General features: G+C 64.3%; 9 protein-coding genes. 7 read left to right on the forward strand and 2 right to left on the reverse strand.

Annotated elements, in window-relative coordinates; translation table 11 throughout:
- Window positions 1-155 precede the first annotated feature (155 nt).
- Window positions 156-2,570, forward strand: coding sequence for a penicillin-binding protein 1A (locus CLU86_RS13850; RefSeq protein WP_099742009.1), 2,415 nt, complete (start codon window positions 156-158; stop codon window positions 2,568-2,570).
- Between the two features lie 109 nt (window positions 2,571-2,679).
- Here CLU86_RS13850 and cyaY read toward each other — a convergent pair whose 3' ends face one another.
- Entirely contained in the window at window positions 2,680-3,012 is a 333-nt protein-coding gene (cyaY, locus tag CLU86_RS13855) for an iron donor protein CyaY (RefSeq protein WP_099656600.1), read from the reverse strand.
- Window positions 3,013-3,024: 12 nt separating this feature from the next.
- Between cyaY and CLU86_RS13860 the strand changes: the two genes are divergently transcribed.
- Window positions 3,025-3,210 (forward strand): lipoprotein, encoded by a 186-nt coding sequence (locus tag CLU86_RS13860; protein ID WP_099742010.1) that lies wholly within the window; start codon window positions 3,025-3,027, stop codon window positions 3,208-3,210.
- A 113-nt stretch (window positions 3,211-3,323) separates the two neighbouring features.
- Here the strand turns inward: CLU86_RS13860 and CLU86_RS13865 are convergent, their stop codons facing one another.
- On the reverse strand, window positions 3,324-6,521 hold the full coding sequence (locus CLU86_RS13865; RefSeq protein WP_233195004.1) for a di-heme oxidoredictase family protein: 3,198 nt from the start codon (window positions 6,519-6,521) through the stop codon (window positions 3,324-3,326).
- A 482-nt stretch (window positions 6,522-7,003) separates the two neighbouring features.
- On the opposite strand from CLU86_RS13865, the gene CLU86_RS13870 reads away from it, so the two are divergent.
- Genes CLU86_RS13870 through CLU86_RS13890 form a run of 5 tightly spaced genes read left to right on the forward strand, consistent with a single transcriptional unit; the run spans window position 7,004 to window position 12,757 of the window.
- Window positions 7,004-8,290 (forward strand): acyl-CoA dehydrogenase family protein, encoded by a 1,287-nt coding sequence (locus CLU86_RS13870; RefSeq protein WP_099742011.1) that lies wholly within the window; start codon window positions 7,004-7,006, stop codon window positions 8,288-8,290.
- 34 nt (window positions 8,291-8,324) lie between these two features.
- On the forward strand, window positions 8,325-9,602 hold the full coding sequence (locus CLU86_RS13875) for an acyl-CoA dehydrogenase family protein (protein ID WP_099742012.1): 1,278 nt from the start codon (window positions 8,325-8,327) through the stop codon (window positions 9,600-9,602).
- 8 nt (window positions 9,603-9,610) lie between these two features.
- Window positions 9,611-11,068 carry an LLM class flavin-dependent oxidoreductase gene (locus tag CLU86_RS13880; RefSeq protein ID WP_099742013.1) on the forward strand — a complete coding sequence of 486 codons (1,458 nt, stop codon included), beginning with the start codon at window positions 9,611-9,613 and terminating at the stop codon, window positions 11,066-11,068.
- A complete protein-coding gene (locus CLU86_RS13885; RefSeq protein ID WP_099742014.1) occupies window positions 11,065-11,877 on the forward strand; it encodes a MetQ/NlpA family ABC transporter substrate-binding protein in 813 nt (270 codons plus the stop codon). The genes CLU86_RS13880 and CLU86_RS13885 overlap by 4 nt, the downstream gene beginning before the upstream one ends.
- Before the next feature lie 43 nt (window positions 11,878-11,920).
- Window positions 11,921-12,757 (forward strand): MetQ/NlpA family ABC transporter substrate-binding protein, encoded by an 837-nt coding sequence (locus tag CLU86_RS13890; RefSeq protein ID WP_099656605.1) that lies wholly within the window; start codon window positions 11,921-11,923, stop codon window positions 12,755-12,757.
- Window positions 12,758-12,773 lie beyond the last annotated feature (16 nt).

The raw sequence follows: 12,773 nt of genomic DNA on the forward strand, positions 1-12,773 counted from the left end.
GCGTTGCCAAAACCAGACGATTTTTTCAGCGCCCGTAGCATCCGCAATCTCGCCAATCCAGAACAATGGATACGGCCGAGCCCCCAAAGACAAGTTCCAGACCGTAAATTTGTGTCAGCATTTTTATAATGCTGCGAACAGCCATTCGGAGCGATATGACGCCCCCCTCTCCCGACCAGACCCCTCAGCAAAAAACGTCCAAAAGAAGCGCAGGCAGCCGATGGTTGAGTGTCATTCTGAAAACTCTGCTTTGGTGCGCAGGCCTTGCCGCCGCTGCAGCCTTTGGCTTGGCTTTGACCATCGCCATAGCGCTGGCCGTTGCCTACCCCAACCTTCCCGATGTATCTGACTTGGCGGACTACCGCCCCAAGCTTCCTCTTAGGGTGTTCTCCTCCGAGGGAGCCTTGCTGGGCGAGTACGGTGAGGAGCGTCGCAATCTCACGCCGATCCAGGAAATTCCGCAGGTGATGAAAGACGCGGTGCTAGCCATTGAAGACACCCGCTTCTTTCAGCATGGCGGCGTCGATTACAAGGGCATGGTGCGCGCGGGTCTGGCCAACATGGGCAGGGTAAAAAGCCAGGGCGCATCCACCATTACCATGCAAGTGGCCCGAAATGTTTACCTTTCTTCAGAAAAGACATTTACTCGCAAAATTTACGAAATATTACTCACATTCAAACTAGAGCACATGCTCTCCAAAGATCAGATTCTTGAGATTTACATGAATCAGATTTATTTGGGTAACCGTGCCTATGGTTTTTCTGCTGCAGCTGAAGCCTATTTTGGCAAACCGCTGAAATCCATTTCGATTGCGGAAGCCGCCATGCTCGCGGGCCTGCCCAAAGCGCCATCGGCCTACAACCCCATCAGCAACCCCAAGCGGGCTCGGTCACGGCAGCTGTACATCATTGAGCGCATGGAAGAAAACGGGTTCATCACCGAGCAAGAGGCGGTGGATGCCAAGAAGGAAGAGCTCAAGATCCGCTCCGGTCTGAGCAACACCCGCGTGCACGCGGAATACGTAGCCGAGATGGCACGCCAGTTGATCTTCACCCAATACGGTAACGAAGCCTACACGCGCGGCTTGAACGTCTACACCACACTGAACGCAGGCGATCAGGAAGCGGCCTACACGGCCCTGCGCCGCGGCATCATGGACTATGAACGCAGGCAGCAATACCGGGGCCCCGAAAAGTTTGTCTCGCTTCCTGCGGGCACTGGCCAGGAGGTTGAGGAAGCCATCGACGATGCGCTGACCAACCACGTGGACAACGGTGACGTGCTGGCGGCCGTGGTGCTGGAAGCCTCCGCCAAAAAAGTGGTGGTGGCCCGAGGCAATGGCGATGCCATTGAAATCACAGGCGATGGACTCAAGCCCGTTCAATCCGGCTTGAGCGACAAAGCGCCCCCCAACATCAAGATTCGCCGGGGCGCAATCATCCGGATTGTGAAGACCCCCAAAAACACCTGGGAAATCACCCAACTGCCTGAAGTAGAAGGCGCGTTCGTGGCGGTCGATCCACGCTCCGGGGCCATCAAGGCCTTGGTCGGCGGCTTCGACTTCGACAAGAACAAGTTCAACCACGTCTCGCAGGCCTGGCGCCAGCCTGGCTCCAGCTTCAAGCCTTTCATCTATTCAGCATCTCTGGAAAAAGGCTTCACGCCTGCCACAGTGATCAACGACGCACCGCTGTTCTTCGATGCGGGCGTGACGGGCGGACAGCCCTGGGAACCGAAAAACTACGACGGTAAGTACGACGGGCCCATGACCATGCGCACGGGCTTGGCACGCTCCAAAAACATGATATCGATTCGGATCTTGCAGGCCGTCGGCCCCAAGACGGCGCAGGAATGGGTTTCGCGCTTCGGCTTTGACCCAGAGAAACACCCCGCCTACCTGACCATGGCGCTGGGAGCGGGCTCGGTCACTCCGTTGCAAATGGCGTCGGCCTACTCGGTCTTTGCCAATGGCGGCTACCGCATCAACCCCTGGCTCATCACCAAGGTGACCGATCACAAGGGCCGTGTCCTGTCCGAGACCACCACACCCGTGCTGGAAGAGCAAAACCGTGCCATTGATGCCCGAAATGCTTTCGTCATGAACAGCCTGCTGCAAGAGGTGACCCGCTCTGGGACCGCTGCCCGGGCGCAAGCCACGCTCAAGCGGCCTGACTTGGCTGGCAAGACCGGGACGACCAATGATTCGGTGGACGCATGGTTTGCGGGCTATCAGCCGACCATGGCGGCGGTGACATGGATTGGCTACGACACCCCACGCAATCTGGGCAGCCGTGAAACAGGCGGTGGGCTGAGCCTGCCGGTGTGGATCAGCTTCATGGAGCGCGCACTCAAGGGAGTCCCTGTTTCAGAGCCCAAGGTGCCCACTGGGTTGGTGAACATGGGCGGTGAATGGTTCTACGAAGAATATGCCCGCAGCGGCGTTCCAAGCGTCGGGCTGGAAGACCGCAACCCCTCTGCAGCGCCCACTGCGGGCCCCGCCGCTGCATCCGCCGCGCAGCCTCCTGTGACCGAAGAGCGCAAACGCATTCTCGATTTGTTCCGCAATTGAGAAAAAGGGCCTGGGAACACTCTTCCCGGCCCTGTCAATCCGCTGCTCACAACAGCCCCACCCAAGGCAAGGCCCCGCGTTCACGTGGGGCCTTTTGCTTGGAAAGCGACTAATCCTGCTGAAACGCCAGGCGCATTCCTGCTTGCGCAGAGGCATCGCGGCTCAGGCATGCGAAGAACTCACCACCGCCCTTGGTGTCTTGCCAAACACTGCCATCGTGGCGGTAGTGATAGCCCCCCGACTTGGCAGCCATCCAGACCTCGTGCAGCGGCTTTTGCAGGTTGATGACGATCTGGCTGCGGTTAGGGAAGGTGATGGTAATCATCCCGCCCGACCGCTGGTTGTCGATGTCCGCATCTGAGGTTTCGTTAATCGAGTCACAACTGCGCTCGACTGCGCCCAGGAGCTTCTCGGCGATATCCATGAATTCAAGATCGGTCATTACAATTCGCACATGTTGAAAGCAACCCAAATTCTAGTCAGGGTCATTGTCCTTGCAGTCAGTGCGGCAGCCTTTGTGAGCTGTGGACAGCGCGGGCCGCTGTACCTTCCCAGTGCACCAGAAGCACAGCAGCGCGCCACGCTGCCTGAGACGCTGAATCCAACGACCAAGTCCGACGCGGAAAAGCCCGCCAAATAGGCGCCTCCCACTCAGCCTCTCAACAAAAAAGCCCTGCCCCTCACATCGAGGGGCAGGGCTTTGCTGTTAGCGCAGCGGACTCTACGGTGGTGGCACCCTGGGGATGCCCGTTCTCACAGCGACCTCAGAAACGCCAGCAGCGCGTCTCTGTCGGCGGTGCCCAGCTTTTCGAAGCGCTGCCGCGCACGCTCGGCCTCGCCACCATGCCAAAGGATCGCCTCCGTCAAAGTACGGGCACGGCCGTCGTGCAAATAACCCGCCTTGCCGCCGTTGCCCATCACTTTGTCGGAGTAGCCAATGCCCCACAGCGGCGCGGTGCGCCACATGGCGCCCTGTGCTTGCCCTTCTGCGTACCGGTCGGCCAGGTCTGCCCCCATGTCGTGCAACAGCAGGTCGGTGTAGGGGCGAATGGTCTGCCCTCTCAGTTCCGCCATCAGATGGCCCGTGCCCGTTTTCATCTCAGCCGCATGGCATGCGGTGCAGCGCACTGACTGGAAGATTTTGGAGCCCAAAGTCACCTGGGCAGAATCCACCCGGTGCTCGTCCAGCGGCGCCACGCCTTTGGGGAAGCCGCTGGGCAAACTGCGCTGGGCGGGTACGGCCACCAGGGCCAGGTAGTTGGAGATGGATTGCAGATCCGCTTCAGAGATACCGCGCTCCGCTGCCCCAGATTTGCAGGTGGCAGCCCCACCCACGCAAGCGCGCTGCGGGTACACCGGAGAGGTGACGGACATGTCCAGCACCAGCGCTGCTGCGGCCTGGTGGCGCAGGCTCGCCTTCGATGCCTTCCAGCCAAAACGGCCCAAGCGGGTCTCGCCCGTCTCGGGGTCCAGCACGTAGTTGGCAACCCCCTTCACGCCGTCCTCGTCCGGCACGCTGCGCACCCGCGCCAGCACATCGGCCTCTGCGATCGCTTCCAGCAGCCCACCGCCCAGCATCGGTTGCGCAGCACGCAAGGAATAAACCTCAGGCACCGGCCCATCGAATGCCAGCGTCGGCTTGGACAACTCCACCACCAGCCCATCGGCCAGGCGCACCGTGCGCTTTTGAAAGCCTGACACCCTCACACCGTTGCCCCAATCGCGCTTGCTGCCACCGGCCGCTACCGCGTTCATCTGGATGGCGGCGCCATACACCGGGTGCGTCAACTGCTGCCCATTGGCGCCCAGCGAAGCTGTGCGAATGGCCATCTGATCCAGACGCTGATTGGCAGCCAGGGGCGCCGGGCTGCGGCCATTGTTGACGTGGCAAGCGACGCAGGCCGATTGATTGAAACGTGTGCCCTGCAACCCCACCGCCGCGGCATAGCGGTCATTGCCTGGCTCGTTGTGGTCACCGGTGGTGAAGTTCGTGTGGATGATGCGCCGCCCCTCCACAAACCGCTGCATGTTCTGCATGCCCGTGTGGTTCTGGGGCTGCTGGAACATCTGGTCGCCATTGTCCGAATAGTTGTACGACACAGACCCGAGCCCCCCCGTGAGGGTGTCTGCAGGCAACGGAACCGAGTTCAGCCGAGGCTGCACGCCATACCAGGGCACCAGCCCCGTGCCCACCACATAGACCCACTCGCCCGAGTAGTAACGGATGCCGCCATCGTCCCCCCGTGCGGCCATGGCCTCCCGCGTAGAGAACATGGAAGGCGCCACTTCAATCACATCACCCACCACAAGCGAACGGGCGGGCACGTTCTTGCCATTGGGGAAGCCATCGGCATCCAACGCACTGTGGCCCGGGTAATTTTTGATCAGCAAGGAGCAAATCGGATTGCCCAGCTTGCCGTTGGCCGGGTAAGGCATGGGAGGGCAGATGCTGGGGTTGCCCACCACCTCGCCGGGGTTCATCCACCCGTAGCCCGTGACCCCCACCCGGTCAAAGCCCCGGAAGAACGCAATGCCGCCCACCAGAAAATCCACCGTGTTGAACTGGTTGACCTGCAAGGTCGGCTTGGTCACGCCCGGCACCCGGCTGTTGTCCAGAATCTCCAGGCCCCAGGTGCGGTTCTTGAAATACTGCGGCACAAAGGGCAGATAAGCACCCGGCCCCTTGTCGCGCGGCGCACCGGTGGCCGCGTCCACCGTTTCATTGGGGCCATAGCCCACCTCGTTCCACTCCTCACCGCGCTCACGGCCATGGCGCCCCATCGCGCGCGCGCCAAAGCGCGTCACCAGCGTGCCATCGGCCAGCTTGAACTGGAGGGTCTCCAGCGGCTCCTGCGCCTTGGGCAGCGGCACCAGGCCCGCGCCGTTGGCTGGGAAGGCCAGCGCCACAGGGGCCACGGGGGCAATGGTGTTGTCGCTGCCCGGCGCCTTGAACTCCACCTCAAACAGCGAATAGCCGTACTGCGTCGCGCGCGCCACCCCACGAATGCGGACAAAGCGGGTTTTGGCCCCCAGGTTCAAAAATTCCTCGGTGCCGCCCGTGCCCTTGCCCACATAGCGCAGCGGCGCCCAAGATGCGCCGTCGTCCGAGGTCTCGATGGCGTACTCCTTGGCATAGGCGTTCTCCCACACCAGCTTCATCGCGCCCAGATAGACCACTTGGCCAAAGTCAAACTGGATCCACGAGTTGTCTTCAAACTTGCTGGCCCAGCGCGTGCTGGCGTTGCCATCCACCGCCATGGCTGCCGCCGTGCCACCGTTCTCTGACGACGACGCTGTGACCGCCACAGGCCGGAGCGCGGCCCCAGGGCGCGTCAACACATCGGGCGGCAGCGTGGGGTCGATGGGAGTGGTTGGCACCGGAGTGGGCACTGGCGCCACCTGCCCGCCTGAGAAAACGCTGATTTCATAAATCGAATATCCGTACCCCCCCGAGCGCTTGACACCCTGCATGCGCAGGTAGCGCCCGCTGGCGGCCAGGCCGCTCCAATCCTCTACACCGCCCTGCCCCGACGTCACGGCCTTCACCGTGGTCCAGGTGACCTGGTCGTTAGACACCTGCAGCAGGTAGCTGCTGGCGTAGGCGGCCTCCCACTGGATCTTCACGCGGTCAATGGCCACCGTTTTGCCGAAGTCCAGCACCAAAAACTGGTTGTCTGAAAAGCTGCTGCCCCAACGGGTCGCCGGGTTCTTGTCGATTGCCGCCGCCGCTGACAAGTCGCCCCGCTCCGCCGAGCTGGCCGTGGCTTGCACCGCCACCAGCTCCACCTCGGCCGTTGCCGCTTTGGCCTGCGCTGTCACCGCCTCTGCGGCCTGGTTCGCATCGGCCACGCCCGACTGCGTGCCATCGCCTCCGCCGCACCCAGCGGCCAGCAGGGCCAAAGCCTGCGCAGCCACCGCCCAGCGGTGCCTGCGAAATACGGAATACATCATGGGAAATCCCTCTCTCTCGGTGTTTTTGAATACAGCGCCAGCCCATCAGGCCCCACGGCATGCGCCTTGTTGGTGTTCCCCCATGCGGGGGTTGGGAGCCCCCCCGATTACAGCAACGCAACCCCAGAAAAACTGCTGGATTTTGTAAACAGCCGGCACGCCTGGTTCGCGCCACGCCGCCGACTCTGCCGCGCCCCTTTGGCGGCTCACCCGCCGTCAGAGGCCTGCACGCAACCAACGCCTTCCCAAGCATCAATTGCTATTATTTTTATAGCTTTTAGCGCTTATCAATCAAGCGCTAGAGCCACTTTTCATCTAAAACTCTTCCCAGAATGTCCTACTGGGACCAACGCTGCGACCAGGGATTGACAGGGCAGGCGGCCCCAGCGTCGGGCTCCACATATGGATAGACGGAATGATTCATTGGCGCGCAGGCCAGGTCGCTGGATCATCGACCGACACTTTTGATCCCTCAGCCCGCCATGAGCCACACCAGCCCCACCGCAGACCGCGCATCGCCCACCCCCACGGCCCTTCGCGCCGCCCCCGCCACGCCAGAACCCGGCTTTGTCCCGCACCGCACCGGCGTGGTGCAAGTGCCCGGCGATGCCGCCGAACTGCGGGCACGCATCAAAGTGCTGCTGCCCGAAATCGCGGCGGGCGCGTCCCACCGCGAACGGAGCAGGCAACTGCCCTACGCTTGGATACGCACGCTGGCCGAGGCAGGCCTGTTCGCCCTGCGCATCCCCCGCCAACACGGGGGGCCTGGGGGCACGGTGCGCGACCTGTTCGAGCTGCTGCTGGACATTGCCGCCGCCGACTCCAACATCGCGCAAGCCCTGCGCCCCGGCTTTGGCTTCGTTGAAAGCCTGCTGGCGGCAGGCGATGCCGCGCAGCTGCAGCACTGGCTGCCCCGCCTGCTGGACGGCGAAATCTTTGGCAACGCAGGGTGGGAGCGTGGCGGCCCCAATGGGCAAATCACCGCACGCATCACGCAAGACCCACGCACTGGCCAACGGCACATCACCGGCACCAAGTTCTACAGCACCGGCGCGCTGTATGCCGACTGGGTCAGCTCCTTCGCTCTGGACGACAACGGCCAGGAGACCGGCTTCGTCGTACCACGCGCACGCCCTGGCCTGGACCTGGTGGACGACTTTGATGCCATCGGCCAGCACCTCACGGCCAGCGGCACCACGGTGTTCACGCAGGTCGAAGTGCAACCGCAAGAGATTCGCCCCTCCATGCCGCGCGACCGGCGCTCGCCCCTGCCCCCGTACTACCAGCTGGTGCTGGCTGCGGTGGAGGCCGGCATCGCCCGCAATGCGCTCAACGACGCCATCGCATTCACCCGCGAGCACGCCCGCCCCATCAAGCACAGCACGGCCACCCGCTCGGTGGACGACCCCTACGTGCAGGAGACCGTGGGCCAGATTGCAGCGCAAGCCTATGCCGCCGAAGGTGCCGTGTTGCGCGCCGCCCTGGCCATCGACGCCGCCTGGCAAGCGGGGCTGACGCAAGAGGCTCTGACCACCGCATCCATCGAGGTTGCCCAGACCCAGCACTTTGCCGTGCAGGCGGCCCTGAAGGCCGCAGAGCTGGTGTTTGACGTGGCTGGCGCCACCGCCACGCTGCGCACCCACAACCTGGACCGGCACTGGCGCAACGCGCGCACCGTGGCCAACCACAACCCCCGCCAATGGAAGGCTGCAGCCGTGGGCAACTGGCTTTTGACCGGCACCCAGCCTCCCACCTCGGGCCTGTTTTGACAGCCCCGTTGGCCGCCACTCACCGCAACACACCATGAGCACCTTGGACACCCGCGTGCGCGATGCCCTGGACCAGGCCATCATTGAGCGCGCCGACGTACTGGCCCGCCAGATGGCGCCCAGCGTGGCGCAGCACGACCGTGATGGCCGCTTCGCGCACGACCACCTCGCCCTGCTGCGCGCCGACGGCGCCCTGGCGCTGACCTTGCCCACGGCCTTGGGTGGCGAAGGCCTTTCGCTGTACCGCACGCTGCTTTGGCAAAACCAGCTGGGGCGTGCGGCGCCCGCCACCGCGCTGTGCCTGGGCTGGCACCTCATGGCGCTGGGCTGCCTCTCGCACACCGCCTCGTGGCCCGCCGAGGCCTTCGCCCGCCTGGCGCACGACGTGGTGCACAAAGGCCACCTGATCAACATCCTGGTGACCGAACGCGACCACGGCAACCTCATGCGCGGTGCAGCCCCCGGCACCGTGGCCCGGCGCAGCGCCCAAGGCTGGGTGCTGCAGGGGCGCAAGGCCTATTGCTCATCGGCCCCGGCCTTGGCGCAGATGGTGGTGTACGCCCGCATTGAGGGCGAAGCGTCCTACGGCGAGTTTCTGGTCCCCCGCGGCGAGGGGGTGCACATCATCGACACCTGGGACACGGCAGGCATGCGCGCCACCGAAAGCCACGACATCGAGCTGCGCAACGTCTGGGTGCCCGACAGCGCACTGGTGCACCGCTACGGCCCGGGGCCTGATCGCCCCAGCAGCTTCTCCATCGGCAGCCGGGCCTGGGGCCTGCAGCTGCCCGCCTTGTACCTGGGCATTGCCGAAGCCGCCCGCGATGAAGCCCTGGCATTTGCCCGCAACTACCGCGCCGCCAGCCTGGGCGGCCAGGCCGTGATCGACGCCCCGGCCGTGCAGGCCAAGCTGGGCGAGATCGCCTTCTTGCTCACCAGCGCCCGCAGCCAGCTCTACGGCGTAGCCGAGCACTGGGAGCGCAACCCGCACCTGCAAGAACACCTGGGCGACGCCGTGGCCGTGGCCAAAGTGGCCGTGGGCCGCTGCGCCACGCAAGTGGTGCAACTGGCGGTGGAGATCGTTGGCGGCCAGGCCCTGTCGCGCCAGCACCCGCTGGAGCGCATGTTGCGCGACGTGCAGTGCCACCGCTTCAACCCACCCCAGGCCGATGCCGTGCTCTCAGGCCTGGCCCGCAGCCTGACCGCAGCCACAGACGGGCCCCACCCGCCCGTCCACGCAGCGCCTTCCGCCACGCCCCGCAACCCCTCCTTCGCCACCACAGCGCAAGCCGCACTGGCCACCGCCGCCTGAGCCCCACCATGAGCCCCACACCCACCACCCGCCAACGCAAGCCCATCGTCCTGAACGCGTTCAACATGAACTGCGTGGGGCACATCAACCATGGCCTGTGGACGCACCCGCGTGACCGATCCACCGAGTACAACACCCTGCCCTACTGGACCGACCTGGCCCGCACCCTTGAGCGCGGGCTGTTCGACGGCCTGTTCATCGCCGACATCGTGGGCGTGTACGACGTGTACCAAGCGGGCATCGACCTCACCTTGCGCGAGTCGATCCAACTGCCGGTGAACGACCCGGTGGTGCTGGTCTCTGCCATGGCGGCCGTCACCCAGCACCTGGGCTTTGGCGTCACCGTCAACCCGACCACCGAACACCCCTACCTGCTGGCCCGCCGCTTTGGCACGCTGGACCACCTCACCACGGGCCGCATTGGTTGGAACGTGGTCACCGGCTACCTCGACAGCGCGGCCCGCGCCATTGGCCTGCCCCAGCAAATCGGCCACGACGACCGCTACGACCAGGCCGAGGAGTTCCTCGATGTGTTCTACCAGTTGCTCGAAGGCAGCTGGCGCGACGATGCAGTCAAAGCCGACAAGGGCGCGCGCATTTACACCGACCCCGCCGCCGTGCGCAAGATCGCGCATCACGGGCGCCACTACCAGGTGGAGGGCGTCAACCTGACGGCCCCCTCACTGCAGCGCACGCCCGTGATCTACCAGGCAGGCACGTCCGACCGGGGCAAGGCCTTTGCCGCCCGCCATGCCGAGGCCGTCTTCATCTCGGGCAACAACAAAGCCCTCGTGCGCGAGAGCGTGGTCGCCCTGCGGCAAGCCGCTGCGGACGCAGGCCGTGCGCCAGAGGACCTGAAGATCGTGCTGGGCGTGAGCGTGGTGCCCGGCCACACTGAGGCCGAGGCCCGCGACAAAGACGCCGAGTACCGCCGCTACGCCAACCCCGAGGCTGGCCTGGCCCACTTTGCCGCAGGCACCGGTATCGACTTTGCACGCTACGGGCTGGACGAGCCCATTGCCTACGGCCAGACCAACTCCATCCAATCGGCCGTGGCTCTGGCCAAGCGCCAGGGGTGGACGCGGCGCGGCATGCTGGAGCAATACGCCCTGGGAGGCCGCTACCCCGCCATCGTCGGCACCGGCGACCAAGTGGCCGATGCCTTGCAATCGTGGGTGGACGACACCGGCGTGGACGGCTTCAACCTGACACGCACCGTGGTGCCCGAGAGCTTTGAGGACTTCATCGACATCGTCGTCCCCGAGCTGCAGAACCGGGGCCTGCACAAAAGCAGCTACACGCAGGGCAGCCTGCGCCACAAGCTGTTTGGCAAAGGCGATCGCCTGCCCGACCAACACCCCGCCGCCCGCTGGCGGCATGCCGCCCCTGCGGCGGCCCATCCACCGGCCACGGCACACAGCGCCACACCCACCACCACACCGACCACGGAAGAGAGCCCCGCATGACCTACCCCGCACGCATCCTGAGCACCCTGTTCGCCACCCTGGCCATCGCCCTGGGCGCACAGGCACAGACCTTGAAAGTAGGCGCATCCACCGGCGTGCATGCCGACGCCCTGCACGCCGCAGCGGCCGAGGCCCGCAAGCAAGGGCTGGACGTGAAGGTGATCGAGTTCACCGACTGGACCACACCCAACGAGGCCCTGGCCTCTGGCGATCTGGACATCAACTACTTCCAGCACCAAGCGTTTCTGGACAACGCCATCCGTCAGCGCGGCTACCCATTTGATGTGGCCGGCGTGGGCGTGCTGCCCAACATTGGCCTGTACTCCTACAAGATCAAGAACTTCAGCGAACTCAAGGAAGGCGCCCGCGTGAGCGTGGCCAACGACCCCGTCAACCAGGCCCGGGGCCTGGGCCTGCTGGAGAAAGCCGGGCTCATCCAGCTCAAGGAAGGACTGGGCGCCCGGGCCACGGTGAACGACATCGTGAGCAACCCCAAAAAGCTCAAGTTCATTGAAGTGGAAGGCCCCCAACTCGTGCGCGCCATTGACGACGTGGACCTGGCCCAGGGCATCCCCGCACACTTTGTCTCCGCTGGCAAGCCCGAGGTGGCCAGCAAGGCCTTGCTTTACACCGGGGCCTCGGACAGCTACTACGCCATCCGCTTCGTCACACGCAAAGACAACGTCAACGACCCACGGGTGCGCAAGTTTGTGCAGATCTTCCAGTCAGCACAAGCCGTGCGCGACCAGACCCACACATCGTTTGGCGGCGACACCAAGCTCTACACGCTGGCCTGGCTCAGCAAGTAAGGCACGGCCACCCCTGCAGCAACCCACCCCAAGGAACCCACCCATGCACACCACCACCCGACGCATCGCCCTGGCCATCGCAAGCGCACTCACCGGCACCCTGCTGGCCACCTGGAGCCTGGCCTCCACCGCACAGACGCTCAAGGTCGGCGTCACCCCCGGCGCACTGGCCGACTCGGTGCAAGTCGCCATCCAGGAAGCCAAGAAGCAAGGGCTGGACGTGAAGCTGGTCGAGTTCACCGACTGGACCACCCCCAACGAAGCCCTGGCCTCCGGGGACATCGACGTCAACTACTTTCAGCACCAGGCTTTTCTGGACAACGCCATCAAAGAACGCGGCTACAAATTTGGCGTGGCGGGCGTGGGCGTGCTGTCCAACATCGGCCTGTACTCCTACCGCATCAAACGCTTTGAGGACCTGAAGGAAGGCGCCAAAGTGGGCGTGGCCAGCGACCCCGTGAACCAGGGCCGGGGCTTGCTGCTGCTGGAGAAGGCCGGTCTCATCAAGCTCAAAGACGGCGTGGGCACCCGCGCCACCGTCAACGACGTGGTGGCCAACCCCAAGAAGCTCAAGCTGCTGGAAGTGGAAGGCCCCCAGCTGGTGCGCGCCATCGACGACCTGGACCTGGCCCAGGGCTACCCCAGCCACTTTGTGGCCGCAGGCAAGCGCGACATTGCCAGCTCGGCGCTGCTGTATTCCGGCATCTCGGACAACTACTACGCCATTCGCTTCGTGACACGCCAGGACAAAGTGGCAGACGCCCGGGTGCTGCGCTTCATCCAGCTCTACCAAGAGTCGCCCGCTGTGCGCGAACAGCTGTTCAAGTCCAACGCCAACGACGCCAAGCTCTACACGCTGGCCTGGCAACCCAAAGGCTGACAGCCACCGACGGCAG

The organism is Acidovorax sp. 62 (genome assembly GCF_002754495.1).
Classification (GTDB): domain Bacteria; phylum Pseudomonadota; class Gammaproteobacteria; order Burkholderiales; family Burkholderiaceae_C; genus Acidovorax.

What these genes read in the sequence shown, in the direction of transcription:
- CLU86_RS13860 (WP_099742010.1), top strand. Translation starts at nt 3,025, where the DNA reads ATGTTGAAAGCAACCCAAATTCTAGTCAGGGTCATTGTCCTTGCAGTC.
- CLU86_RS13870 (WP_099742011.1), top strand. Translation starts at nt 7,004, where the DNA reads ATGAGCCACACCAGCCCCACCGCAGACCGCGCATCGCCCACCCCCACG.
- cyaY (WP_099656600.1), bottom strand. Translation starts at nt 3,012, where the DNA reads ATGACCGATCTTGAATTCATGGATATCGCCGAGAAGCTCCTGGGCGCA.
- CLU86_RS13890 (WP_099656605.1), top strand. Translation starts at nt 11,921, where the DNA reads ATGCACACCACCACCCGACGCATCGCCCTGGCCATCGCAAGCGCACTC.
- CLU86_RS13885 (WP_099742014.1), top strand. Translation starts at nt 11,065, where the DNA reads ATGACCTACCCCGCACGCATCCTGAGCACCCTGTTCGCCACCCTGGCC.
- CLU86_RS13880 (WP_099742013.1), top strand. Translation starts at nt 9,611, where the DNA reads ATGAGCCCCACACCCACCACCCGCCAACGCAAGCCCATCGTCCTGAAC.
- CLU86_RS13865 (WP_233195004.1), bottom strand. Translation starts at nt 6,521, where the DNA reads ATGATGTATTCCGTATTTCGCAGGCACCGCTGGGCGGTGGCTGCGCAG.
- CLU86_RS13875 (WP_099742012.1), top strand. Translation starts at nt 8,325, where the DNA reads ATGAGCACCTTGGACACCCGCGTGCGCGATGCCCTGGACCAGGCCATC.
- CLU86_RS13850 (WP_099742009.1), top strand. Translation starts at nt 156, where the DNA reads ATGACGCCCCCCTCTCCCGACCAGACCCCTCAGCAAAAAACGTCCAAA.